The sequence below is a fragment of the Georgenia halophila genome (assembly GCF_039541595.1).
Genome location: NZ_BAABGN010000011.1, coordinates 173,574 through 195,762, shown reverse-complemented (window position 1 = coordinate 195,762; position 22,189 = coordinate 173,574). Strand labels below are relative to the sequence as shown.

At 70.3% G+C, this 22,189-nt stretch carries 27 protein-coding genes and 2 pseudogenes; 16 read left to right on the top strand and 13 right to left on the bottom strand.

Features of this window, described 5'->3' with window-relative positions:
• Positions 1-41: 41 nt before the first annotated feature.
• Complete coding sequence (locus tag ABD907_RS12570; RefSeq protein WP_345216598.1) at positions 42-893, bottom strand: fumarylacetoacetate hydrolase family protein; 852 nt, start codon at positions 891-893, stop codon at positions 42-44.
• 142 nt (positions 894-1,035) lie between these two features.
• Between ABD907_RS12570 and ABD907_RS12565 the strand changes: the two genes are divergently transcribed.
• From ABD907_RS12565 to ABD907_RS12550, 4 genes are all read left to right on the top strand, one after another.
• Positions 1,036-1,740, top strand: coding sequence for a GntR family transcriptional regulator (locus tag ABD907_RS12565; RefSeq protein ID WP_345216597.1), 705 nt, complete (start codon positions 1,036-1,038; stop codon positions 1,738-1,740).
• Positions 1,741-1,828: 88 nt separating this feature from the next.
• Positions 1,829-2,437 (top strand): GrpB family protein, encoded by a 609-nt coding sequence (locus tag ABD907_RS12560; RefSeq protein WP_345216596.1) that lies wholly within the window; start codon positions 1,829-1,831, stop codon positions 2,435-2,437.
• Between the two features lie 53 nt (positions 2,438-2,490).
• A complete protein-coding gene (locus ABD907_RS12555; protein ID WP_345216595.1) occupies positions 2,491-3,123 on the top strand; it encodes an alpha/beta fold hydrolase in 633 nt (210 codons plus the stop codon).
• 321 nt (positions 3,124-3,444) lie between these two features.
• A complete protein-coding gene (locus ABD907_RS12550; protein WP_345216594.1) occupies positions 3,445-3,816 on the top strand; it encodes a hypothetical protein in 372 nt (123 codons plus the stop codon).
• Positions 3,817-3,893: 77 nt separating this feature from the next.
• On the opposite strand, the gene thrS is transcribed toward ABD907_RS12550, so the two are convergent.
• On the bottom strand, positions 3,894-5,153 hold the full coding sequence (gene thrS / locus ABD907_RS12545; RefSeq protein ID WP_345216593.1) for a threonine--tRNA ligase: 1,260 nt from the start codon (positions 5,151-5,153) through the stop codon (positions 3,894-3,896).
• A 342-nt stretch (positions 5,154-5,495) separates the two neighbouring features.
• Between thrS and ABD907_RS12540 the strand changes: the two genes are divergently transcribed.
• Positions 5,496-6,053, top strand: coding sequence for a glyoxalase superfamily protein (locus ABD907_RS12540; protein ID WP_345216592.1), 558 nt, complete (start codon positions 5,496-5,498; stop codon positions 6,051-6,053).
• Between the two features lie 44 nt (positions 6,054-6,097).
• Here the strand turns inward: ABD907_RS12540 and ABD907_RS12535 are convergent, their stop codons facing one another.
• The gene (locus ABD907_RS12535; RefSeq protein ID WP_345216591.1) at positions 6,098-6,640 is read right to left on the bottom strand and encodes a DinB family protein; all 543 of its coding nucleotides are present in this window, start codon (positions 6,638-6,640) and stop codon (positions 6,098-6,100) included.
• A 26-nt stretch (positions 6,641-6,666) separates the two neighbouring features.
• Positions 6,667-7,140: a GNAT family N-acetyltransferase gene (locus ABD907_RS12530; RefSeq protein ID WP_486334096.1), complete on the bottom strand. Its 474-nt coding sequence runs from the start codon at positions 7,138-7,140 to the stop codon at positions 6,667-6,669.
• A 132-nt stretch (positions 7,141-7,272) separates the two neighbouring features.
• Between ABD907_RS12530 and ABD907_RS12525 the strand changes: the two genes are divergently transcribed.
• Positions 7,273-7,917, top strand: a complete 645-nt coding sequence (locus tag ABD907_RS12525; RefSeq protein WP_345216589.1) for an SRPBCC family protein — start codon at positions 7,273-7,275, stop codon at positions 7,915-7,917.
• Positions 7,918-8,094: 177 nt separating this feature from the next.
• On the opposite strand, the gene ABD907_RS12520 is transcribed toward ABD907_RS12525, so the two are convergent.
• Entirely contained in the window at positions 8,095-8,481 is a 387-nt protein-coding gene (locus tag ABD907_RS12520) for a VOC family protein (RefSeq protein ID WP_345216588.1), read from the bottom strand.
• Positions 8,482-8,589: 108 nt separating this feature from the next.
• Between ABD907_RS12520 and ABD907_RS12515 the strand changes: the two genes are divergently transcribed.
• Together ABD907_RS12515 and ABD907_RS12510 are read left to right on the top strand one after the other, a co-directional pair.
• Entirely contained in the window at positions 8,590-8,958 is a 369-nt protein-coding gene (locus ABD907_RS12515; RefSeq protein ID WP_345216587.1) for a helix-turn-helix domain-containing protein, read from the top strand.
• A 167-nt stretch (positions 8,959-9,125) separates the two neighbouring features.
• Complete coding sequence (locus ABD907_RS12510; protein ID WP_345216586.1) at positions 9,126-9,506, top strand: VOC family protein; 381 nt, start codon at positions 9,126-9,128, stop codon at positions 9,504-9,506.
• Positions 9,507-9,569: 63 nt separating this feature from the next.
• On the opposite strand, the pseudogene ABD907_RS12505 reads toward ABD907_RS12510, so the two are convergent.
• Positions 9,570-9,794 (bottom strand): annotated as a pseudogene (locus tag ABD907_RS12505) (CGNR zinc finger domain-containing protein); the annotation flags it as partial.
• An 88-nt stretch (positions 9,795-9,882) separates the two neighbouring features.
• On the opposite strand from ABD907_RS12505, the gene ABD907_RS12500 reads away from it, so the two are divergent.
• Complete coding sequence (locus ABD907_RS12500; RefSeq protein ID WP_345216584.1) at positions 9,883-11,058, top strand: epoxide hydrolase family protein; 1,176 nt, start codon at positions 9,883-9,885, stop codon at positions 11,056-11,058.
• Between the two features lie 49 nt (positions 11,059-11,107).
• Here ABD907_RS12500 and ABD907_RS12495 read toward each other — a convergent pair whose 3' ends face one another.
• From ABD907_RS12495 to ABD907_RS12470, 6 genes are all read right to left on the bottom strand, one after another.
• Positions 11,108-12,205, bottom strand: coding sequence for a Gfo/Idh/MocA family protein (locus tag ABD907_RS12495; protein ID WP_345216583.1), 1,098 nt, complete (start codon positions 12,203-12,205; stop codon positions 11,108-11,110).
• Positions 12,202-13,368 (bottom strand): Gfo/Idh/MocA family protein, encoded by a 1,167-nt coding sequence (locus ABD907_RS12490; RefSeq protein WP_345216582.1) that lies wholly within the window; start codon positions 13,366-13,368, stop codon positions 12,202-12,204. The genes ABD907_RS12495 and ABD907_RS12490 overlap by 4 nt, the downstream gene beginning before the upstream one ends.
• Before the next feature lie 94 nt (positions 13,369-13,462).
• Positions 13,463-14,458 carry an aldo/keto reductase gene (locus ABD907_RS12485; RefSeq protein ID WP_486334088.1) on the bottom strand — a complete coding sequence of 332 codons (996 nt, stop codon included), beginning with the start codon at positions 14,456-14,458 and terminating at the stop codon, positions 13,463-13,465.
• A 34-nt stretch (positions 14,459-14,492) separates the two neighbouring features.
• Entirely contained in the window at positions 14,493-14,957 is a 465-nt protein-coding gene (locus tag ABD907_RS12480; protein WP_486334087.1) for a MerR family transcriptional regulator, read from the bottom strand.
• A 177-nt stretch (positions 14,958-15,134) separates the two neighbouring features.
• Positions 15,135-15,743: a ClpP family protease gene (locus ABD907_RS12475; protein WP_345216580.1), complete on the bottom strand. Its 609-nt coding sequence runs from the start codon at positions 15,741-15,743 to the stop codon at positions 15,135-15,137.
• Positions 15,740-16,357 (bottom strand): ClpP family protease, encoded by a 618-nt coding sequence (locus ABD907_RS12470; RefSeq protein ID WP_345216579.1) that lies wholly within the window; start codon positions 16,355-16,357, stop codon positions 15,740-15,742. Before ABD907_RS12470 ends, ABD907_RS12475 begins: the two co-directional genes overlap by 4 nt.
• 204 nt (positions 16,358-16,561) lie before the next feature.
• Here ABD907_RS12470 and ABD907_RS12465 point away from each other — a divergent pair, with 204 nt between their 5' ends.
• The 6 genes and pseudogenes from ABD907_RS12465 to ABD907_RS12440 form a co-directional block, all read left to right on the top strand.
• Positions 16,562-16,981, top strand: a complete 420-nt coding sequence (locus ABD907_RS12465; RefSeq protein ID WP_345216578.1) for a YciI family protein — start codon at positions 16,562-16,564, stop codon at positions 16,979-16,981.
• A 4-nt stretch (positions 16,982-16,985) separates the two neighbouring features.
• Positions 16,986-18,206: an RNA polymerase sigma factor gene (locus ABD907_RS12460; RefSeq protein WP_345216577.1), complete on the top strand. Its 1,221-nt coding sequence runs from the start codon at positions 16,986-16,988 to the stop codon at positions 18,204-18,206.
• Between the two features lie 189 nt (positions 18,207-18,395).
• On the top strand, positions 18,396-18,731 hold the full coding sequence (locus ABD907_RS12455; RefSeq protein ID WP_345216576.1) for an ArsR/SmtB family transcription factor: 336 nt from the start codon (positions 18,396-18,398) through the stop codon (positions 18,729-18,731).
• Positions 18,728-19,231 (top strand): SRPBCC family protein, encoded by a 504-nt coding sequence (locus tag ABD907_RS12450; protein WP_345216575.1) that lies wholly within the window; start codon positions 18,728-18,730, stop codon positions 19,229-19,231. Before ABD907_RS12455 ends, ABD907_RS12450 begins: the two co-directional genes overlap by 4 nt.
• Before the next feature lie 120 nt (positions 19,232-19,351).
• Complete coding sequence (locus ABD907_RS12445) at positions 19,352-19,927, top strand: dihydrofolate reductase family protein (RefSeq protein ID WP_345216574.1); 576 nt, start codon at positions 19,352-19,354, stop codon at positions 19,925-19,927.
• Between the two features lie 49 nt (positions 19,928-19,976).
• Positions 19,977-20,174: pseudogene (locus ABD907_RS12440) on the top strand (mycothiol transferase); the annotation flags it as partial.
• Between the two features lie 40 nt (positions 20,175-20,214).
• Here the strand turns inward: ABD907_RS12440 and ABD907_RS12435 are convergent.
• Positions 20,215-20,670 carry a MarR family winged helix-turn-helix transcriptional regulator gene (locus ABD907_RS12435; protein WP_345216573.1) on the bottom strand — a complete coding sequence of 152 codons (456 nt, stop codon included), beginning with the start codon at positions 20,668-20,670 and terminating at the stop codon, positions 20,215-20,217.
• 105 nt (positions 20,671-20,775) lie between these two features.
• Here ABD907_RS12435 and ABD907_RS12430 point away from each other — a divergent pair, with 105 nt between their 5' ends.
• Entirely contained in the window at positions 20,776-22,122 is a 1,347-nt protein-coding gene (locus ABD907_RS12430; protein WP_345216572.1) for an FAD-binding oxidoreductase, read from the top strand.
• The last annotated feature ends 67 nt before the right edge of the window (positions 22,123-22,189 follow it).

Sequence of the window (22,189 nt, the reverse complement as noted above, 5' to 3'; positions counted from 1 at the left end):
GAGTGGAGGGAGCAGTGAGAGAATCGACGGTTCCATGGGACTCAGCCCTTCACGAGTGTCGTCGACAACCGGCCGAGGCCCAAGACCTCGCACTCGATGTGGTCACCCGGCTTGAGCCAGACCTGTTCGTCCATGCCGAGGATGACGCCCTCGGGCGTTCCGGTGAAGATGACGTCTCCCGGTTCCAGCGTCGTGACCTGGGAGAGGTCCGAGACGAGCATGGCGACCGAGAACACCATGTCGCTCGTGCTGGCGTCCTGACGGAGTTCGCCGTTCACCCAGGTCCGCAGGTCGAGGTTCTGCGGGTCGGGAACCTCATCCGCCGTTACCAGGTACGGCCCGAGCGGCGCGAAGCCGTCGCTGATCTTCCCGTACATCCACTGGCTCGTCCGCGTCTGGTGCTCCCGCGCCGAGAGGTCGTTACCCGTGGCATAGCCGAAGACGTAGTCGAGCGCCGCGGCCGGGGTGACGCCTCGCGCCGGCGAGCCGATCACCGCGACGAGCTCGACCTCGTAGTCGACCCGCACCGTCCCGGGCGGGATCGCCACCTCCTGCCGGTGCCCCGACAGGCTGTTGCGGTACTTGGCGAAGTAGATCGGGTTGTCTGGGACCGGGAGGCCCGCCTCCGCGGAGTGGCGCCGGTAGTTCGCGCCGACGCAGACGATCTTGCCGGGATCGGGTACGCAGGACGCCAGGGCCAGGGTCTCGAGCGCACGGGTCGGTGGGGCGGTGCCGAGGTAGCGGCGGACGGCGTCGAGGGCGGCGGAGCCGCCGGCGACGAGCTCGAGCGCCGACGCCGGCGTGCCGTCCGCCTCGGTCAGATCGACCACCCCTCCCTCCGTCTCGACCCCGAGGTGGATGCCGCCGTCGGCGTAGTAGGACAGGAATCGCATGGCTCTCCCGCTTGTCGTCATTGATCAAACTCGATGCCAGTGCGCGACATTATGCACAATGTATCTGCCAGCGTAAACAGCGGCCCGTCGATGCTGGCGCACGGATAAGGTCAGCGAGCACGGACCCAGAGAGAGGGTGTCGATGAGCAACAAGGCCCTTGCCGGGCTGACGCTGGACATGCCGTTCGACGGTGGTCGCGTGCCCCGCACCACTCAGCAGCTCACCTACGAGGTCCTGCGGAGCGCCATCCTGCGGGGCGACCTGCCCGCCGGCACCCGCCTCGCCCAAGCGGATCTCGCGACGCAGCTGTCCGTGAGCACCACGCCGGTGCGAGAGGCCCTCCGCCGGCTCGCGAGCGAGGACCTCGTCCGGATCGACACCCACCGCGGCGCGATCGTGCGCGGCGTCGACAAGGACGACCTGCGGGAGATGTACGAGATCCGGCTGCTGCTCGAGCCGCTCGCCATGCGCAAGGCCACCTCGCGCATTGCCGACGAGGGCATCACACGGGCGGAGCAGTACTGGGAACGGATGAACACGGTCGTCACTCCCGGCCAGTGGGCCGAGGACAACCGCGCCTTCCACTCGGTCTTTGCCGATGCCGCCAACTCGCCGAAGCTGATTCAGATCCTCAACGGGTTGCGAGACAGCTCGGCGACCTACATCCGGTGGCTCGTCGTGACGGACCCGGAGCTGCCGGTTCGGGCAAATCGGGAGCACCGTGATCTGCTCGACGCCGTCCGTGCCCGGGACCCCGATCGCGCCGCACAGGTCGAGGAGGCCCACCTGCGATCGACCTTCAACGCCATGCTGAACGACTTCCCGGGGTCCGGCCAAACCGACTGACGCCCTGGTCTCCACCGGCCGCGGCGGCGCGAGACCGGCCGCGGCAGCGCGAGCTCCCCCGGCGGCCGTCGCTACTAGGCTTTCCGCCGTGCTCACCGCTGACGAGATCGTCCGGTTCGACGACGCCCCGGCCCCACCCGGCCGGACGGCGTGGGTGCAAGGCGGTCCCGAGGCCGAGGCCATCGCGATCGTCCCGGCCGAGCCGCGCTGGAGCGCGGACTTCGAGCTCTTGGCCGGGATCGTCCGCGAAGCGCTCGGCCCGCTCGCGCTCGACGTCGAGCACGTGGGCTCCACGTCGGTGCCGGGGCTGCCGGCCAAGCCGGTCATCGACCTCGACCTCACCGTCGCCAGCTCCGCCGACGAGCCCGCGTGGTTGCCGCAGCTCGAGGCGGCCGGGTTCGTCCTTACGGTCCGCGAGCCGTGGTGGTACGAGCACCGCTGCCTGCGCTTCGCGGAACCCCGCGCCAACCTCCACGTCTTCGCCCCGGACTGCCCGGAGGCGGCCCGCCACAAGATCTTCCGCGACTGGCTGCGCGAGCATCCCGAGGACGTGGCGCTCTACCGCGATGCCAAGCTCGGTGCGGCCGATGAGGCGAACGCCGCCGGCGAGCACGTCATGCAGTACAACGCCCGCAAGCAGCAGGTGATCCGGGAGATCTACCACCGTGCGTTCACTGCGTCCGGTCTCCTCGAGTGATCATCTCCGACGGCGTGAGGCTCGCCGTGCGGGCAAGCGGTCACCCGGACGGGGTGCCGACACTGCAGCTGAGCGGCGGGCCGGGGTGCGTCCACTACCTGCCGGACGCGCCGGCCGACGCACCGGTGCGTCTGTTCGCTCCCGAACCGCGGGGTGTCGGGGCGAGCGAGGGTGGCACGCACGACATCGCGCGAGCGCTGGCCGACCTCGAGGAGATCCGGCGCGCGAACGGCATCGAGGACTGGGCCGTCGTCGGCCATTCTTTCGGCGCGGACCTCGCGCTGGCCTACGCCGTCGAGCGTCCCCGCTCGATTCGCGGCGTGATCGGGGCGTGCGGCACCGGGGTCCAGCACGACCGGGACTGGAGCGCGGCCTATCACGCCCGCAAGGACGACGACCCGTCGCGCGTCGACATCGAGTACTCACCCGAGGTGCACCGCAGCCTGCTGACGAGCTGGCGTTCCTGGATCAAGGAGCCTTCGCTGCTGCGACGGCTCAGCCGGTTGACGGTGCCGGTCTCCTTCCTCGTCGCCGGGCAGGACATCCGGCCGTCGTGGCCAGTCGAGCAGCTCGCCCAGCTGATCCCCGGAGCGACCCTGACCGCCCTCCCGGACGTTCCGCACGACTTCTGGCACTCGCACCCCGAGGTGTGGACCGAGCAGGTGTCGCTCGCCTCTCAGTTCTAGGTCGGGCGCCGTAGCCAAACGGACCAATGGTCTCCGGCGGGGCGTTGTGCCGCCCCTTAGGCCCCAGGAGTCCCACCTGTCCCCGAACGGTCCGTCCGGTTACGACGCCCAGCTGTCGACGGGGTGCTCGCCCGCGAAACCACCTGAGCGGGTGAGGTGGTGTGTGCCGGCTGTCGTGTTCACGGTCGGGACGACGCCCCGCGGAGTAGCGTGCAACGGATGGTGAAGGACGCGCGGCCGGGATCTGCCGCGGCGGTGCCGAGCAGAACCGGTGCCGCCGGGGCCAGCTTGCGCCGGGCGTTGTGGGCGTCGCTCGGTGTGGTGCTGGTCGTCGCGGCCGAGTCGACGCCGCGATCACTGGAGCTGCACTTCCCGCCGGTGTTCGTGGCGTACGAAGTGTTGATCTTCGCGATCATCCCGGCGGTCGTCACCCTCGGGATCGTGGCCGTCGCCGCCCTCGCGTGGAACGCGAGCCTGCCGATGTGGTTGACATCAGCGATCGCCGCGCTCACGACGGCCACCTGGCTGTCGTTTGTCATGCGCTCGCCGACGGGGCCGGCGTACGGGCTCCTCTTCGGGCTCGGCGGTGCCTGCGCGGGCGCGGCGCTCGGGGCACGTTGGCGGCTGCCGGTGCGGCTGGTGGTGGCCGCGGCGATCATGGCATTGGCCCTGCTCGTCGGCTCCCGTCAGTGACGTTGCCCTGACCGGCTGGGGGGTCTTCGAACAGCACACCGCCGCGGCGTTCCGTTCTCGGTGACCGGGCAACTCGTTCAGGAGCGCGACTGCGCACTCGGCCAGTCGATGGTGATCGCCCGACCTGAGTACGCCTGCCGAACCAGCCGGACAAGCTCCTCCCGCGGCACCGGGTCGCGGAAGCCGGCACGGACGTCGGTGACCGCCGCGGTCCCGTCCGCCACCTCGGCAGCACCCACGACCCCGATCACGGCGTCGCGCCGCTGCCGGCTGGCCCGGATGCGAGCGCCCAGCGAGCCGTTCGCATCCAGACGCGCCCGCAGACCCGCCCGGGCGAGGTCGTCGGCCAGCGAGCGTGCGTCGTTGTCCTGCGCGGGCTCGACCGGGAGCACACGCACCTGGACCGGTGCGAGCCACAGCGGCAGGCGGCCCTGGTGCCGTTCCAGGAGGGCGGCCACCACCCGTTCCATCGACCCGACGGTGCCGCGGTGGATCATGACGACGCGGGGCCGGGTCCCGTCCGCGGCGTCGTAGGTGAGGTCGAACCGCTCCGGCTGGATGAAGTCGACCTGCACGGTGGCGATCGACTCCTCGCGGCCGGACCCGTCGCGGACCTGGACGTCGAGTTTGGGACCGTAGAAGGCCGCCTCACCGTCCGCCTCGACGACGTCGAGCCCCAGCTGGTTCAGCCCGACGGCGTCCGCGGCCTCGCGCAGCGCGGCCTCCGCCTGCCGCCATTGTCCGTCGCCGCCGAGGTACCCGGGACCGTCACCGCGCTTCGACAGGCGTACCTGGTCGACCGGCAACCCGAGGATCTCCTGCGCCCGGAGCACGGACCGGAGCGCGCGGGCCGCCTCGTCGGCGACCTGGTCCGGCCGGCAGAAGACGTGGGTGTCGTCGAGGTTGATCTGGCGGACCCGGCTCAGGCCGGAGACCACGCCGGAGCGTTCGGCGCGGAACATGGGCGCGAGCTCGTGGAGCCGGACGGGCAGCTCCCGGTAGGAGTGGCGGTTCGCTGCGTAGATGAGCGCGTGGTGCGGGCAGTTCGCCGGGCGGAGGACGAGCTCGTCGCCGCCGAGCGGCATGGCGGGGAACATGTCGTCGCTGAACTTCGCCCAGTGACCGGACTTCTCGAAGAGGGCGCGCTTGCCGAGGACGGGCGAGTACACGCCCTCGCAGCCGTCCTGCCGGGCGAGGTCACTGGCGAGCTTCTCGAGCTCCGCCCGGACGACCGCGCCGGCCGGCAGCCAGAGCGGCAGACCGGAGCCGGCGAGCGGGTCGGTGGTGAAGAAGGCCAGGTCACGGTTGAGCTCGCGGTGGTCGAGCAGGTCCTTCATCGGTAGCTCCTCTCAATGGGGAGCCGGGCGCCGAGGCACGAAGAAGCCCCGGAGCCTGGCTCCGGGGCTGGTGTGGGTGACCGTGGGTCAGTGCAGCAGGGCAGCGCCGGAGGGCTCCGGCGTCGTCGTGCTCTGCGCCTGCTGCATGGCGAAGACGATACGCCGTCGTGCCGCCTGGGAGTAGCCTCTGCAGCAGGTTCCGATGTGACCTGCCGCCCGCGCCGCTCCCCGGCATGGTGAACACATCGAGCGGTCACCCATCGTCCTGCGCGACACGGTGCCCTTCGCAGCAACGCGGGCGCTGGAGGAGAGACGGCACCGGGCGGGACTGCCATGAACGACATGATGACGACCAAAGCCAAGCGGGCAGCACGGATCCTGCGCGACGACCTCGCCGGGACGGGCGTCGACATCACCCACAGCCGGGCGCTGGAGATCGTCGCCCATCAGCTCGGGCACCGGGACTGGAACACGGCCGCAGCCGTGCTCGACCAGTCGGGGCATGCACTCGATCCTTCGCCGACCGGCATGGCGCACCCCGTGCCGGTGCTGCGGATGCTGGACGAGCGGGTCGCCCGGGAGTTCTACGTCGACTACCTCGGCTTCGTGGTGGAGTTCGAGCACCGGTTCGAGCCCGGATTGCCGTTGTACCTGCGGCTCCGCCGCGACGCGTTCACGCTCGACCTGTCGGAGCACCACGGTGACGGCACGCCCGGCTCGGTGGTGTGGGTGCCCGTCGTCGACGTCCGTGCGCTGCATCGCGAGCTGCACGCGACGACGTACAGCAGGTTGCGGCCCGGGATCGACGACGCCGCCCCGGGCGGGCCGACGCTGGAGGCCATCGACCCGTTCTCGAACGTCATCCGGTTCTGCCAGCCAGCCGGCCGGGGAAAGAGGTAGGAGTCACCATGAGCCTCGCCGGGCCGGCAGGCGGCAGCCCGGGATCAGTGCGTCGTCGGCCGGGTGACGTCCCACAGGTGATGCACGACGTCGTGCAGGTGGTACTGGCCGAGCGTCCCCACCGTGAATGCGCTGCCGTTGCTCCGGAGGCCGCTGCGCTGCCAGGCAGCGTCCGGTACGGCGTCGTAGGCGGCGGCGACCCGTTCGGCCGCTTCCCTCAGTTCCGGAAGGACCTGGGCCGGTTCCTGCAGGTCGTACCGCGCGGCGACGGCGGCCTCGTCCTGGTCCCAGTCAGGGAACCGTGGCTCGTCCTCGCCGAGCATCAGCTCGAGCCGCTCGGCAAAGACGCCGTGGACGTCACGGACGTGAGCCGCATACTCGGTCGGCGACCAGACGGTGGGGGCCGGCCGGGTGGTGGCGTCGGACCGTTCCAGCGCCGGCGCCCACGCGGCGCCGTTGCCGCGGATCGCATCACCGAGGCCCGACGGCGGGGCAGCGCGCGCGTCGAACCCGCAGTCGGGGCAGGGACGCTCGAGGACCCAGGTCCAGTCCTTGGTGTCGGGCTCGTTCGGGGGTGCGTCGCTCATGGCTCAAGCATGCCGAATCTGGCGGCTCAGGCGAGCTGGAGATGCATGACGTGCAGGCCGACGAGGCCGTGCGTGCGCGAGTCGAAAGCCTCGGGGACGGTGCCGACGATGCGGAAGCCGAGGGATTCCCAGAGTCGCACCGCGCCGATGTTCGTCTCGACGACGGCGTTGAACTGGATGGCGCGGTATCCGTTGGCCCGGTGCCAGTCGACGACGAACTCGCCGAGAGTCCGGCCGACGCGCCGCCCACGGGCGGCTGAGGAGACCATGAACGACGCCGTACCGACGTGGCTGCCCCGCCCGGGCTTGTTCGGTCCCATCTTCGCGCTGGCCAGGATCTCGCCGTCGACCTCGTAGACGACCGTCTGCCCGGGCGGCGGTTCGGTCCACAGCGCTTCGGCCTCGGCAGAGATCAGGTCCAGCGGGTAGGCGTAGGTCTCACCGGCCTGGACGATCTCGTCGAAGAACGCCCACACCGCCGGCCAGTCGGCCGGTTCCATGGCACGGATGTTGCCGGCCACGACGCTTCCTTCTTGCACGATCCGACCTTACGGCCACAGACCCGGTTGCTTCTTAATAAGGGAACGCCTATATTCGAGATGGCTGCACCATTACGTTCGAGGAGAGAGACGATGATCGACGTCACCCAGCAGATATCAACCGTGGACCGAAGGGTTGGCAACCGTGTCATTCCCTCCGGCGAGGCCCGAACCGTCGTCCTCAGCACGGCCTACACCGCCGCGATCGAGGACGTCTGGGACGCGTGCACGAACCCGGAACGGCTCCCTCGCTGGTTCCTCCCGGTCTCCGGTGACCTCCGGCTCGGCGGGACGTACCAGTTCGAGGGCAACGCGGGCGGCACCATCGAGTCCTGCGACCCGCCGCACAGCTTCGGCGCCACCTGGGAGTTCATGGGTGGCATGAGCTGGATCGAGGTCCGGCTCGAGGCCGAGGCGCCCGACCGGACGCGCCTGACCCTGGAGCACATCGCCACCGAGGACGACCACTGGAAGCGGTTCGGTCCCGGTGCAGTGGGGATCGGCTGGGACCTGGGCCTGATGGGGCTTGCCCTGCATCTGCACAGCGGGAACGGACTCGCCGAGTTCGACGAGGAGGCTTGGAGCGCCTCGGACGAGGGCAAGGAGTTCGTGCGGCGCAGCGGCGAGGGCTGGTTCCAGGCGGACGTCGCGAGCGGGACCGACGAGTCGGTGGCCCGGGAGCGCGCCGACAAGACGATCGCGTTCTTCTCGGGCGAGGTGCCGACGGAGGAAGGCTGACGGCTCCGGGGCCTCGGCTCGCCGGCGCGTACTCGGCCGCGGACGATGCTCGCGAGCCCGCGCGGTGCCGGCTCGCCGAGCCAGGCTGTGGTCGGACTTCCGCAGGCCATCCCTGCCAGAGTCACGCCAACGACCCGGCCGACTGCTACGGACGGCGACGCCAGCCGGACCCGACCGTCAGCTCGCGGGTGCGAGCACCTCGATCCGATTGCCGAACCCGTCGTGGCAGTGGAAGCGCTGGTACCCGTCGAAGGTGTGCCGTTCCTTCCAGTCGACCTCGAACCCGAGGCTGGCGATGCGCGCGGCCACCGTTTCCAGATCGGCGACGCCGTCGAGCACGAGACCCGGATGCGCCTTCTTCGCGGGCACGAACAGGTCGTCGACGCCGAGGTGGATCTCCGCGACGACGGCGCCACCCTCGTGTGCGCGGAACCAGCACCCGCCCCGCCCGGCAAGTGCCGAGGGCTTGTCCACCTCGGTCAGCCCGAGGCCGTCTGCGTAGAAGCGTCGGGCATCGTCCTCAGAGCCGTCCGGCATGGCGACCTGGACGTGGTGGAGTCGCATCACTTCTCCGGCGGTCGACGACTATCTCGATATCAAGATACCGCCTTGGCGTCTGCTGTGAGCAGAAACGGGTGCCCGTAGCTCCGGTACCGGTGGTTAGGTGGCTCCATGGGTGAGATCAGGCGGATCGGTGATGTCCGGCGCCGAGCGGCGAGGAAGGCGGAGCCGCTGTGGCGAGAGCTGCTGGGCGAGAAGTTGCGTGACCTGCGCCTGGCGCAGGGACGCACCCTGACGGAGACGGCGGAGGACGCGGGCATGTCGCCCCAGTACCTCTCCGAGGTCGAGCGCGGACGCAAGGAGCCCTCAAGCGAGATGATCGCCGCCGTGGCCCGTGCCCTGGGCACGACCCTGCTCGATCTGACCGACCACGTGAGCGTGGAGCTCCGCTCGCAGCAGGCGCCGGCAATGCGGGCGCCGGCCCCACCGCAGCGTGCGGGCAACGGTCAGGCGTCGGTCCAACTCTCTCTCGCCGCCTGACTGCGGCCTACCGGACCGTCCGCGCCGGACGGGGCGGTCCCGAGAATCACGTCGGCCGGTGCGCGCCTCGTCCGGTACGTTCGCAGCGTTGTTTTCGCTGCTCGGAAGCGATGCGGTTCGCCCGTGTCCTCCGCTGCAGCGTTCCCCGTCTGAGAGCAGGTTTCGCCATGGCATGTCGTATCGGTGAGCTCGTCCTCGGTTGCCGCGAGCCCGAGGTGCTGGCGCAGTTCTGGTGCGAGGTCCTGGACTTCGTCATCCTCGACCGCGAGGACGACGAGATGCTGGAGATCGGTCCCCGCGAAGGCTTCGGCGGTCCGCAACCGACGATCATCCTCAGCCGCAGGGACGAGCCGGAGAAGGGCAAGTCCCGGCTGCACATCGACGTCAACGCCACCGACCGCGATCAGGACGCCGAGCTCGAGCGCCTCCTGCAGCTCGGCGCGCGCCCCACCGACATCGGCCAGACGGGCGAGGAGCAGTGGCATGTGCTTGCCGACCCCGAGGGCAACGAGTTCTGCCTGCTCAAGGCGCGCCTCGCCCCGCTCTGAGGTTCGACGGTCCGGCCGCGGCACCAGTTCGCCGGGCCCACCTGGACGTCGCGACCGTAACGATCACTCCGCTGGTCTGCGGTCCTTGCGCCGGTTGGCATTGAGTCGCGCCTTCTTCTGGCGATTCCCGCACGTGTTCATGTCACACCATTTGCGGGTGCGGCTCTGGCTGGCGTCGAAGAAGGCGGCTTGGCAGGTTGGTGACGCGCACAAGGCCAGCTTCCCGTCCCGTTCACCTGCGATGAGGCTGATCGCGTCGGCGGCGATCACGCTGAGGGCATCTTCCACGCGCTGCAGCTCGACACGATGACCTGCTAGAACCGTCTTAGCCGGTTCGCGACCGTCGCGGCCGGCTCCCAGACGGCCAGGAGGTCTCATGCCCCGCTCGACCAGCGACGTGCGAGCATTTGAAGACCACGCAACTGACGCCGACCTCGACGATCTGCGCGCGCGACTGGCCGCGGCGCGGCTACCGGAGGCCGAGACGATCCATCGCGCCGCGCCCGGCCCCCGACGGTGGGGACAGGGCGTCCCTCTCGCCGACCTCGTCGACGTCGTGAACTACTGGCGCACCGGGTACAGCTGGCGGTCGTTCGAATCGCGCCTCGACCGGATCGGCCAGTTCCGCACGACCATCGACGATCTGGGAATCCACTTCCTGCACCGCCGATCCGCGCGCGCAGATGCCACTCCTGTGATCCTGACGCACGGCTGGCCCGGCAGCGTTGCCGAGTTCATTGATGTCGTCGACGAGCTGGCAGATCCGAAAGACGCGGACGCGCCGGCGTTCCACGTCGTGGTTCCGTCGCTACCCGGCTTCGGCTACAGCGACAAGCCGACCACCACCGGCTGGGGAACCGAAAAGATCGCGGGCGCCTGGGTGGAGCTGATGGGAAGGCTCGGCTACAGCAGGTTCTTGGCCCACGGCGGCGACTGGGGAGGCAACATCACGACGGTCCTGGCCGGCAGGTACCCCGCGCACGTTCTCGGCATCCACACCACGTTCGCTGATGCGCCGCCCGGGCTGTCGATGGATGGGCTGACGGAGACCGAGCGCAGGTGGACCCAGGAGACCCGCGACTTCTACGAGGGCCCCCGCGGGGCGTACGCGAAGCAGCAGGCGGCCCGGCCGCAGACCATCGGGTACTCGCTCGTCGACTCACCGGTCGGGCTTCTTGCCTGGATCCTGGACAAGTTTGCCGAGTGGTCGGACACCGACGACAGCCCGTTCGAGACGATGTCCAAGGACCGCATCCTTGATGACGTCACCCTCTACTGGTTGACGCGCACGGGCGCGTCGGCGGCCCGCATCTACTACGAGAGCCACGCTTCGATGGACCCCGAGCTTCGGGTCGACGTCCCCTCCGCGATCACCATGTATCCCCGGGACATCGAGAAGTGCCCGCGCCCCTGGGCACAGGAGCGGTACCGAATGATCGTGAGATGGCGGTCGCCCGAGAGCGGGGGACATTTCCCGTCGCTCGAGGTTCCCGAGCATTTCGTCAAAGACCTGCAAGAAGGCCTCGCGGCCGTGCTGGCCGCTGATCGGTGAGCGCGACTCGGCGTGCCGGCGAGGGTCCGGTGCGACTCCGGGACAGCCGCTAGCCGGCCGCCGATGCGGTGAGGACCCGCGCCTCGTTCTGCGCCCGGACGGCGATCTCGATGGCCTTGAACGCGTGGTCCTGGGTCATCGCGTTCTCCGTGCGCTCGAGGCAGTCGAGGACGAGCTGCCCGAAGTACGGGTAGCCGACCTTGCCGGCCACCTGGAAGTGCGTCTCTCGCTCGCCGTTGGCGAGGAACAGGTGCCCGGGGCCGTCCTGGGTACCGATGTTCATGTACTTGCGCTGCTCGATGAACCCCTCGGTGCCGAGGATGAACGTGCGCCCGTCACCCCAGTTCTGCAGCCCGTCCGGGGTGAACCAGTCGCAGCGGAAGTAGCCGGTGGCACCGGTGTTCGTGACGAGGTTGGCGTCACCGAAGTCGTCGAGTCCGGGGTACTCGGGATGCGCGTAGTTCGCGATCTGGCTCAGCGCGACCTGCGCGTCGGTGGCGCGGGTGTAGTGCAGCACCTGGTCGACGTTGTGGCTGCCGATGTCGCAGAGGATGCCGCCGTACTTCTCCTTGTCGAAGAACCATGCCGGCCGGCTCGGCGCGTTGAGGCGGTGCGGGCCGAACCCGACGACCTGGATGACCTTGCCGATCGCACCCTGCTCGATGAGCTGGTCGGCGAACACGGCCGTCTCGACGTGGATGCGCTCGGAGTAGTAGACGGCGTACTTGCGGCCGGTGCGTCGCACCGCTTCCTTGGCGTCCGCGAGTTGCTCCAGGGTGGTCAGTGGCGCCTTGTCGGTGAAGTAGTCCTTGCCGGCCTCCATCACGCGTATCCCGAGGGCGCACCGCTCGCTCGTGACGGCCGCGCCGGCGACCAGGCACACGTCCTGGTCGTCGAGAATCTCCGCCTCGGACGCGGCCCGCCGCGCCTGCGGGAAGCGCTCCAGGAACCGCTCCACCTTCGCCGGATCGGGGTCGTAGACCGACTTCAGCGTGGCCCCGGCACCGATGAGCCCTTGGCACATCCCGAAGATGTGCCCGTGGTCCAGGCCGATGGCGGCGAAGGTGAACTCACCCTCCTCGACCACGGGATCGGGCATCGCTGCCGGTGCGTAGGTTCCGCCATCTGACGAGGTCGTCGCTGTCATCGATTTTCCTCCTGGGCGCCGGAGACGCTGATCGGGCCGGCCTGCTCGGTGACGGAGGCGGACTTCTCGAAGAAGCGTGGTGCTCGCTCCATGAGGGTGCCGGCCTCGTAGTAGGGGTCGTCGGGGGGCACGGGCAGGTCGATCGCGCGGCGCTCGATCCCCGCCTTGTAGATCGCCGTGATCAGCTCGATCGTGCGGCGCCCGTCGTGACCATCGATGGCGGGCCGGCGGCCGGCCTCGATCGCCGTCAGGACGTCGTCGACCTGGCCTTTGTGCCCGGTGTACGCGAGCGGCTCGACCCCTCGGGCCAGCGACTCCAGCTCCTCGACGAGCTCGCGGTTGCCGCCCGGCGCGGGGAAGCCGTTGGGCTGGGAGACCTCGGCAATGGCCTCGCCCTTGAGGTTGATGCTGGCGTCGCGCCCCTGCACGACCATGTGCTGCTTCTCGCCGTGGTGCACGGCGGAGCTGGTCAGCGTGGCGATGGCGCGGTCGTAGGACAGGACCGCCACGGAGAGGTCCTCGACCTCCGCATTCTCGTGCCCGGCGTTGGTCAGCACGGCCGTCACGGACTGCGGGGCGCCGAGGAGCCATAGCAGCAGGTCGACGTGGTGCACCGCGTGGTTGAGGGTGCAGCCGCCGCCCTCCTGCTCCCAGGTGCCGCGCCACCACAGGTCGTAGTAGCTCAGGCCCCGCCACCAGGCGGAGTCGACCTGGACGTGGGCGACCGGTCCGGCGAGACCCGAGTCGACGGCGGCCTTGAGCCGCGTCACGTCGTCGCGGTACCGGTTCTGCGCGATGGAGGAGAAGACGGCCCCGCCGCCCTCCTCGGCGCGCAGGATCGCGTCGCAGGCGGCGAGCGAGGGCGCCATGGGCTTCTCGCACAGCACGTTGACGCCGGCCTCGAGGAAGTCGACGCTGATCGGCTCGTGCGTGGCGGGCGGGGTGCACACGCTCACCAGGTCGACGCCGCCGGCGTCCAGCAGGTCGGCGTGCGAGGAGTAGACCTTTGCGCCGTCGAGACCGTGCTGACGCTTGACGGCCTCGGCCTTCTCGGGGGCGATGTCGCACAGCGCGACGATCTCGCAGCGCTCCCCGAATGCCTGGTAGGAGCTGATGTGGGACGGGGAGATGTTGCCGGTGCCGACGATGGCGACCCTGATCATGTTCCTCCTGCTCTGCGGTGTGGCACGAGGACTCAACCTACCGGGTGTGCGCCGCGTCACGTCCGGGCGTCTCGTGCGCCGAGCAGGAGGGCGCTCAGTCGTCGATGCTGCTCATGTCGCCGTACCGCTCACCGGCGACGGCACCCTTCGGCACGGCGGCCTCGAGGGCGGCCAGGTCCTGCGTCGTGAGTGTGACGTCCGCGGCGGCGATGTTCTCCTCGAGGTACCGCACCCGCTTGGTGCCCGGGATGGGCACCACGTCGTCGCCCTGAGCGAGCACCCAGGCCAGAGCGAGCTGACCGGGGGCGCAGCCCTTGGTCTCAGCGAGCTCGCGGACCTTGGCGACCAGCGACAGGTTCGCGTCGAGGGCGTCACCGACGAATCGCGGGAAGTAGCCGGAACGGCGCGCGTCGCCGTCGTCCAGGGAGCTCGGCGAGGTGATCGCGCCGGTGAGCATGCCACGGCCGAGCGGCGAGTACGGGACCAGGCCGATGCGGAGCTCGCGGATCGTCGGGAGGATCTCGTCCTCGAGGTCACGGGTGAACAGCGAGTACTCGGTCTGCAGCGCGGTGATCGGGTGGACGGCGTGGGCGCGGCGGATGTTCTCCGCGGAGGCCTCGGAGAGTCCGAGGTGGCGGACCTTGCCGGCCTGGACGAGCTCGGCCATCGCGCCGACGGTGTCCTCGATCGGGACGGTCTTGTCCACCCGGTGCTGGTAGTAGAGGTCGATGTGGTCGACGCCGAGCCGCTGCAGGGACGCGTCAGCGGCTCGGCGGACGTACTCGGGCCTGCCGTTGATGCCGACCATGGTCCCGTCGGGGAGGCGCTCGTTGCCGAACTTGGTGGCGAGCTGAACCTCGTCGCGGCGGCGGGCGATCGCCTTGCCGACCAGCTGCTCGTTGGTGAAGGGGCCGTACATGTCGGCGGTGTCCAGGAACGTCACGCCGAGGTCGAGGGCCCGGTCGATCGTGGCGATGGCGTCGGGCTCGTCGCCCGTGCCGTAGAACTCCGACATCCCCATGCAGCCGAGGCCCATGGTGGAGACCTCGAGGGGGCTTTGCGTGCCAAGTGTGCGTCGTTCGATGCTCATGACGCTCAGCGAACTCCTTGGAGTGCGCTCCAGGTCAAGCGGTCACCGTGCGGCCGGCACCGGCGGTGACGTCGCGGGCGGACGCGTCAGGGGTGTCGGCCTTGTCAGAGGCGGCCGACGACGCCCCGGATGCCAGACAGTCGACGTAGATGCCGATCTTGTGGTCGACCGCGTCGAGATGCTCCGTGACCTCGGCGAGCCGGGCGAGGACCTGGCCGCGGTGACGTTCGAGCAGCTCCAGCCTCTCGGCCTCGTTCCCCTCACCGGCCCTGACCAGGTCCGCGTACCGGCGCAGGTCGCGGATCGGCATGCCGGTGGCACGCAGGCGCGTGAGCATCGTGATCCAGTCGATGTCCCGGTCGCCGTAGCGCCGGTGCCCCGACGGCGATCGGTCCACCGGCCACAGCATCAGGCCGTCTCGCTCGTAGTAGCGGAGCGTGTCAGCGGTCAGGCCGGTGACCGCGGAGGCCTCCGCGATGCTCAGTGCGCTCACGCGCAAAGTCTAGCTCCGGCGTCGTGCGGCTGGCGGGGCTGGGGGCGGTCGTTCGCGGGCCCGGGCAACGGTGACTTGCCGGGCTCGGCAACGGTGGCTCGCCACCTCGGCAACCGTGGAGCGACTTCGGCAGGTGTTTCCTGCCGAAGTCGCCCCAAGGATCCTTTGTCGGTCACTCTCCGATCAGCCGGCCAGCGCCCGGCTCGCCCGCCGGTTGAGGACCTGGTCGACGAGCCCGTACTCCCGCGCGGCCTCCGCCGTGAACACCCGGTCGCGGTCGGTGTCGCGCCGGAGCGTCTCGACCGGCTGGCCGGTGTGCTGGGAGAGGACGGACTCGATCTCGGCGCGCACCCGGACCAGCTCGTCCGCGTGGAGGATCAGGTCCGGGATCGTCCCCTGACCGCGCACGGCAGGCTGGTGCAGGACGATGCGTGTGTGCGGCAGCACGGACCGGTGCCCGGGTGCGCCGCCGGCGAGCAGCACGGCCCCGGCGGCGAACGCCTGGCCCACGCACGTGGTGGCCACTGGTGCGTTGATGTACTGCATGGTGTCGTAGATCGCCAGCATTGCCGACGGGTCGCCACCCTCGCAGTTCACGTAGAGGTTGATCGGGATCTCCTGCGACTCCGACTCGAGGTGCAGCAGCTGCGCGATCACCGTGTTGGCCACCCCGGAATCGATGCCGGTGCCGAGGTAGATGATCCGCTCGGTGAGCAGCTGCGAGTAGACGTCCATGATCCGTTCGCCGCGCGGGTGCTGGGCGATGACGTTGGGGATCGTGTAGCTGCTCATGACTGCGCCCCCAGGCCGACCGGGTGACGCTTTGCCGGCGCCATGACCTCGTCGAACCCTTCGACGAGCTTGTCGACGAACCCGAACTCCCGAGCCTCCTCGGCCGTGTACCAGCGGTCGTGCTGGGAGTCCTCGAAGACCCGGCCGAAGGGCTGCCCCGTGTCCTCGGCGACGATCCCGAGGACCGTGTCGCGAGTGTGGCGCAGGTCGTCCGCCTGCAGCTCCACCTCGACTGCGGAGCCACCGATCCCGGCCGAGCCCTGGTGCATGAGGATCCGGGCGTGCGGGAGGGCGAAGCGCTTGCCCGGCTCGCCCGCCGAGAGCAGGAACTGTCCGGCGCTGCACGCCAGCCCGAGTGCCAGCGTCGAGACGTCGCACGGCACCAGCCGCATGAGATCACGGATTGCCAGCATCGCGGGCACCGAACCACCCGGGGAGTGGATCCACAGCGAGATGTCGGCCTTGGGGTCGTCGGAGGCCAGGGTGAGCAGCCGGGTCATCAGCTGGCTGCCGTTGTCGTCGTCGAGCGGGCCGTCGAGGACGAGGACCCGGCGGTGCGCGAGCTCCTCGCGCATCCGGTCGGTGAAGTACTGATTCGTTCTCTCATCTGCCATGTCTCGAGCCTGCTGCCGCGCGTACGTGCCGGACCAGCGATGCTGCTGGTGGCAGATCTGCCGTGAGCAGAGACGATCTCGTCGCCAGCAGCAGTGAGCCGCGAACACGTTCGCGGAACGTGACGATCTCGACGTCGCACGGTCGTCATAGGTACAGGTCGCCATCCGGGTGGCCACACTTGAGGTACGACGAAGGAGACGACGATGCGATACGCACTGCTGCTGCACAACGCCGAGCCCGGGCCGGGCGAGATCCCCGAGGAGGGCCTGCAGGAGATGGAGCGGATGTTCGACGAGTACGGCAAGGCGCTCGACAGCGCCGGCGTCCTCGTCGGCGCCGACGTCCTCAACCTCTCCCACACCACGACCACGGTCACCCGTCGGACCGGTGACACGCAGATCCAGGACGGGCCGTTCGCCGAGACCAGGGAGGCGCTCGCCGGCGTCTTCCTCATCGATGTGCCCGACGGCGACGCCGCCATCGCCTGGGCGGAGAAGTGCCCCGGGGCGACCTACGGGTCCGTCGAGGTCCGGCCCGTAGCGACGTCGTTCGTCGGCGGTACCTGGACCGCGGCGGGCCCGGTCGAGTGCCGGCCCACGCACGCCGACCAGCCGTCGTCCTGACCCCATGCCCGACGACGTCGCATCGGCGGCGGCCGCGGCCGCCCGGGACGGCTACGGCCGCCTCGTGGCGCTGCTCGCGGCCGCCGACGGCGACATCGACGCCGCCGACGACGCGCTGGCCGACGCCCTGGAGCGAGCCCTGCTGTCCTGGCCCGACCGTGGCGTCCCGGACAACCCCCACGGCTGGCTGCTCACCGTGGCGCGCAACCGACTCCGCGACCGCTGGAAGTCCGCCGAGATCCGCCGGACCGGGCCGCTGGACGTCGACCAGCACTCCCCCGTCCATCTCGACGACATCGACCCGGACGCGATCCCGGACAAGCGGCTCGAGCTCATGCTGGTGTGTGCCCACCCGGCCATCTCCCCGACCGCGCGCACTCCCCTGATGCTCAACACCGTGCTCGGCTTCACCGCCGAGCAGATCGCCCGGGCGTTCACCGTGCCGAGCGCCACGATGGCCACCCGGCTGGTGCGCGCGAAGCGCCGCATCAAAGACATCCGCCTGCCCTTCCACGTGCCGGACCGCGCGGACCTGCCCGGCCGGATGACCGCGGTGCTCGAGGCGGTCTACGGCGCCTACGTCATCGAGTGGTCGACGGCGGAGGCCCAGCCCCGGCCGCTGCCGCCGGAAGCGCTCCGGCTGGCGGAGATTCTCGCCGACCTGGTGCCCGAGGACCCCGAGGTGCGTGGGCTCGCCGCGCTCGTACAGCTCTCGGCGGCGCGGGCGGAGGCGCGCACCGGCCCCGGCGGCGAGTTCGTCCCGCTGGACGAGCAGGACCCGCAGCGGTGGGACCGTGCGCGGATCGAGCGCGCGCACGAGCACCTGCGCGCCGCGTACGCCCGCCGCGCGCTGGGCCGGTTCCAGCTGGAGGCCGCCATCCAGGCCGTGCACTGCGCACGGACCGACGGCTCAGGAATCGACTGGCAGACCCTCAAGACGCTGCACACCTCGCTGCAGCACCTCGCGCCGTCGAACGGTGGCGCCACGGCGCTGGCCGCGGTGCGCGCCGAGACCGACGGACCCGCCGCCGCCCTGGAGCTCCTCGACGAGGTCGCCGATGAGACCCATCGCTTCCAACCCGCCTGGGCCACCCGCGCACACCTGCTCGCCCTTCTGGGACGTAGCGACGACGCCGTCGCGGCCTACGACAAGGCCATCTCCCTCACCCAAGATGCCGCCCAGCGCGACTACCTGACCCGGCGCCGCGCCGCCGTCGTCCGGTAGGCACGGCCACCCGCGCAGTGAAGGACCGCTGACCCCGCGGCGCAGGCCCGCCGACGGCGCTGCAGGTCCGCCGACCAAGCTCTACGTGCCCGTCTCGGCGCCGGTTCGACCACTTAGGGCTTGCTCGGCGCGGGGAGGACGAGGGCGCAGGACCGTTGCCACATGCCCATATAGGTATATATTGTGCGTATGGCACGAGCAGCAACGACGACGGACGCGTTCAACGCCATCGCCGAGCCTCGACGTCGAGAGATCTTGGACGCCCTCGCGGACCGGGAACGGCCGGTGGGCGAGCTCGTCGAGCTGCTCGGCCTCGCCCAGCCGCAGGTCTCCAAGCACCTGCGGGTGCTCCGCGAGGTGGGGTTGGTCGACGTGCGCGACGAAGGGCGCCAGCGCCTGTACCGGACGAACGGGCGGCCGCTGGAACCGATCCACCAGTGGGTCAGCAGGTACGAGCAGATGTGGAACGACCGGTTCGAGGCGGTCGACGCCGTCCTCGAGGAGCTGAAGGAGAGGGAATCATGAGCAGCACCGCAACAACCAAGGGCAGCGCCGTTCTCGCGCTGCCGAGCGACACCGAGATCCTGATCACGCGCGAGTTCAACGCACCGCGCCACCTCGTCTACCGCGTTCTGACCGAGCCGGAGCTCATCAAGCGCTGGTGGGGCGGGCAGCGCGGCACGGTGACGAGCGCCGAGGTCGACCTGCGGGTCGGCGGCACCTGGCGCTACGTCATGGTGGCCAACAAGGGCTTCGAGGTCGCCTTCCACGGCGAGTACCGCGAGGTCACGCCCGACGAACGGCTCGTCTGCACGGAAATCTTCGAGGGCATGCCGGAGGGCGACTCCCCGCCCACGGTGAACACCTACACGTTCACCGAGCACGACGGGCGCACCACGCTCGAGGTGCTCACCGCGTGCGACTCGAAGGAGACCCGGGACGCCATCATCGACTCCGGCATGGAGAGCGGCATGCAGGAGAGCTACGACGCCGCCGAGGAGCTGGCGGTCGAGCTCGCGCACTGACTCCGCGTCATCACCGCACCACGATCGGGGAGCCGGTCCGGCAAAGCCCATAAAACGGGTCGACGGCGGAGCCGGCTCCCCCATAGGTTCACCTCGGCCCCAAAGACCCCAAGGAGAGCCGTGCGCAAGCTGATCTATCTCATCGCGACCAGCGTGGACGGCTTCATCGCGCGCACGGACGGCTCCTTCGAGGACTTTCCCAACCATCCCGACACGCTCGCCACCTTCTTCGGTGAGTACCCGGAGGCCTGTCCGGCGCACGCCCGCGACGCCCTGGGCATCACCGGCGAGCCCAAGCACTTCGACACGGTCATCATGGGTGCCCGCACCCACGAGCCCGCCATCGAAGCCGGGCTGACCAGCGCATACCCGCACCTCGACCACTACGTCGTCACGCACCGGACCGACTGGCCCGCCGACGCTGCGGTCACCTTTGTCCGGGACGATCCCCAAGCACTCGTACGCGATCTCAAGCAGCGGCCCGGGAAGGACATCTGGCTGGCCGGCGGCGGAAACCTCGCGGGCCAGCTCGTGGAGGAGATCGACGAGTACCACCTCAAGGTCAACCCGGTCCTGCTCGGCGAGGGCATCCCGCTGCTGGCGGGCAACGGCGTGGGCGTCCGCCTGAGGCCGGTCGCCAGCCGTCCGTTCGGCGCCGGCGTCACCCTCGCCACGTACGTCCCGGCCGGGCGGTAGCGACCGAGCAGGAGACTAGCCGGAGAAGGATTCACAGCATGCCCCACCTGCCTCCGTCCAGCAGGCTCACCGCGATGCGTGCGCTGCCTCCCGCCGGGCGACGTCGGAGCTCGGGCTGGATAGCGTCGTCCGCGGCAACCGTCGCGGCCCGCTGCCGCTGCGGTGGATCTACCTCCACGTGCTCCGCGAGCTGGCCCAGCACGGCGGGCACGCGGACATCCTGCGCGAGCAGATCCTCGAGGACTAGCGAGCCGGCGATGTTCCCGCGCGACTCCTCCGCCGTTCGCTCACCCGAGCGGCGGGACGGGCCGGCCGTCGTCGAGGGCAGTGGCGATCCGGTCGAGGGCGTCACGGAAGGTGGCCACGTCGGCCTCGGACCCGAGCACCTTGCGCAGCTGCCGGTCGAACGCCATTGCCTCTTTCCTCAGCTCCTTGAAGAGCGCCACCCCGTCCGGCGTCACCTCGATCTGCTGAACCCGGCGGTTCGACGCGGCGCGGTAGCGAATGATCAGGCCGCGCTCCTCCATGGCGCGCAGGTGATGCGTCAGTGTCGCCTCGCGAATGCCGACCTCGGCGGCCAGGTCCCGCTGCGTCGCGTGAGTGTTGGACTGCAGGGCCAGCAGGATGTGCCAGACCGGTCGGCTGCCGCCGTGCTCGGCGAGCAGCTCGTCGAAGGCACGCGTCATCCGCTGCACCGTGTGCCAGAGCCAGACGGCGATCGGCGCGTTGGGCCCAAGATCCATGCTTCGCACACTACGGGAAACACTTCGACCGCAAATCGTTAGACATCGAACGCTTCGACGTCTACGGTTCTAGGCGTCAGATCCACACGGACACGAGGGGCAACCATGCAGGTACTGGAAAGCCAGCTCGGAGAGCGCCTGCTGCGGCCCAGCTCCGACGTTTTCGACGCCGCCGTCCAGGTCGAGTTCGCCGGTGAGCAACGGGTGCCGGCCGCCGTCGTGCAGGTGGCGGACACGGAAGAGGTGGCGGCCACCGTCAGGGCCGCGCGCGACGGCGGGATGCCGGTCGCCGTGCGCTCCGGCGGACACAGCTACGCCCGGCACGGGCTCGCCGACGGCGCGCTCGTCATCGACACGCGCCGCATGGACGGCGTCGACATCGACGCCGCGGCACAGACCGGGTGGGCGCAGGCGGGGGTGACCGCCGGCGCCTACACGCGGACGGCGGGCGCGCACGGTCTGGCCACCGGCTTCGGGGACGCGCCGACGGTCGGCGTCGCGGGCGTCGCGCTCGGCGGGGGCATCGGCTTCCTGAGCCGCCGGGACGGCCTGACGGTCGACAACATCGTGTCCGCCGAGGTGGTGCTGGCAGATGGCCGCGTCGTCGTCGCCGACAGCGAGCAGCACCGGGACCTGTTCTGGGCGCTGCGCGGCGGCGGCGGGAACTTCGGCGTCGTGACGCGCCTCGGCCTGCACCTGCGGCCGACGAAGCAGGTCACGGGCGGGATGCTGGCATTCCCGCCCACGCCGGAGCTGGTGGCCGGCGCGGTGAACGCGGTGGTGGACGCCCCCGACGGGCTCTCCGCGATGATCAACGTCATGAAGGCGCCGCCCGCGCCGTTCCTGCCCGAGGCCATGCACGGTGAGCCGCTCGTACTCGTGCTGCTGTGCTGGTCCGGCCCGCCCGAGGAGGCCGAGGCGGCCATCGCACCGATGCGGGCGTTGGGCCCCGCCCTCGTCGACCAGGTCGCCGAGCGGCCGTACCCGGAGATGCTCGAGGGCCCGCCCAGCACCGGGGAGGTCGCCCACCCGGTCATGCGGACGGGATTCGTCGACCGCCCGGACGCGGCGTGGGGCGCCGCCGCTATCGATGGCATCGCGGCAGCGGTCAGCCCGGTGGCGGCCGTGAACATCCGACCGATGGGTGGTGCCATCGGCCGGGTCGCCGGCGACTCCACAGCATTCGCCCACCGCGACCATGACGTCATGGCGTCGGTGGCGGGCGTGTTCCCCGACGCGACGCTCGCCCCTGACGTCAACGACTGGGCCACCCGGACGGCCGGCGCGCTGGGCATCGGCGGTGGCGGCTACGTGAACTTCATGTCGACGGCGACCCAGGCCGACGTCGACGCCGCTTACCCCGGCGCCACCCTCGATCGGCTCCGGCAGGTCAAGCGCACGTACGACCCGGACAACGTCTTCCGCTCGAACCACAACATCACGCCGGGCTGAACCTCGGCGTCGGCCACCTCGTGCCACGGCGAGCGCCACGGTTCGGTGGCGCTCGCCGTGGCCGCTG

Bases quoted from the DNA above. Each gene is read 5' to 3' on its own strand.
- ABD907_RS12570 (WP_345216598.1), bottom strand. From the start codon at position 893: ATGCGATTCCTGTCCTACTACGCCGACGGCGGCATCCACCTCGGGGTC.
- ABD907_RS12565 (WP_345216597.1), top strand. From the start codon at position 1,036: ATGAGCAACAAGGCCCTTGCCGGGCTGACGCTGGACATGCCGTTCGAC.
- thrS (WP_345216593.1), bottom strand. From the start codon at position 5,153: ATGAAGGACCTGCTCGACCACCGCGAGCTCAACCGTGACCTGGCCTTC.
- ABD907_RS12540 (WP_345216592.1), top strand. From the start codon at position 5,496: ATGATGACGACCAAAGCCAAGCGGGCAGCACGGATCCTGCGCGACGAC.
- ABD907_RS12535 (WP_345216591.1), bottom strand. From the start codon at position 6,640: ATGAGCGACGCACCCCCGAACGAGCCCGACACCAAGGACTGGACCTGG.
- ABD907_RS12530 (WP_486334096.1), bottom strand. From the start codon at position 7,140: ATGGAACCGGCCGACTGGCCGGCGGTGTGGGCGTTCTTCGACGAGATC.
- ABD907_RS12525 (WP_345216589.1), top strand. From the start codon at position 7,273: ATGATCGACGTCACCCAGCAGATATCAACCGTGGACCGAAGGGTTGGC.
- ABD907_RS12520 (WP_345216588.1), bottom strand. From the start codon at position 8,481: ATGCGACTCCACCACGTCCAGGTCGCCATGCCGGACGGCTCTGAGGAC.
- ABD907_RS12515 (WP_345216587.1), top strand. From the start codon at position 8,590: ATGGGTGAGATCAGGCGGATCGGTGATGTCCGGCGCCGAGCGGCGAGG.
- ABD907_RS12510 (WP_345216586.1), top strand. From the start codon at position 9,126: ATGGCATGTCGTATCGGTGAGCTCGTCCTCGGTTGCCGCGAGCCCGAG.
- ABD907_RS12500 (WP_345216584.1), top strand. From the start codon at position 9,883: ATGCCCCGCTCGACCAGCGACGTGCGAGCATTTGAAGACCACGCAACT.
- ABD907_RS12495 (WP_345216583.1), bottom strand. From the start codon at position 12,205: ATGACAGCGACGACCTCGTCAGATGGCGGAACCTACGCACCGGCAGCG.
- ABD907_RS12490 (WP_345216582.1), bottom strand. From the start codon at position 13,368: ATGATCAGGGTCGCCATCGTCGGCACCGGCAACATCTCCCCGTCCCAC.
- ABD907_RS12485 (WP_486334088.1), bottom strand. From the start codon at position 14,458: ATGAGCATCGAACGACGCACACTTGGCACGCAAAGCCCCCTCGAGGTC.
- ABD907_RS12475 (WP_345216580.1), bottom strand. From the start codon at position 15,743: ATGAGCAGCTACACGATCCCCAACGTCATCGCCCAGCACCCGCGCGGC.
- ABD907_RS12470 (WP_345216579.1), bottom strand. From the start codon at position 16,357: ATGGCAGATGAGAGAACGAATCAGTACTTCACCGACCGGATGCGCGAG.
- ABD907_RS12465 (WP_345216578.1), top strand. From the start codon at position 16,562: ATGCGATACGCACTGCTGCTGCACAACGCCGAGCCCGGGCCGGGCGAG.
- ABD907_RS12460 (WP_345216577.1), top strand. From the start codon at position 16,986: ATGCCCGACGACGTCGCATCGGCGGCGGCCGCGGCCGCCCGGGACGGC.
- ABD907_RS12455 (WP_345216576.1), top strand. From the start codon at position 18,396: ATGGCACGAGCAGCAACGACGACGGACGCGTTCAACGCCATCGCCGAG.
- ABD907_RS12450 (WP_345216575.1), top strand. From the start codon at position 18,728: ATGAGCAGCACCGCAACAACCAAGGGCAGCGCCGTTCTCGCGCTGCCG.
- ABD907_RS12435 (WP_345216573.1), bottom strand. From the start codon at position 20,670: ATGGATCTTGGGCCCAACGCGCCGATCGCCGTCTGGCTCTGGCACACG.
- ABD907_RS12430 (WP_345216572.1), top strand. From the start codon at position 20,776: ATGCAGGTACTGGAAAGCCAGCTCGGAGAGCGCCTGCTGCGGCCCAGC.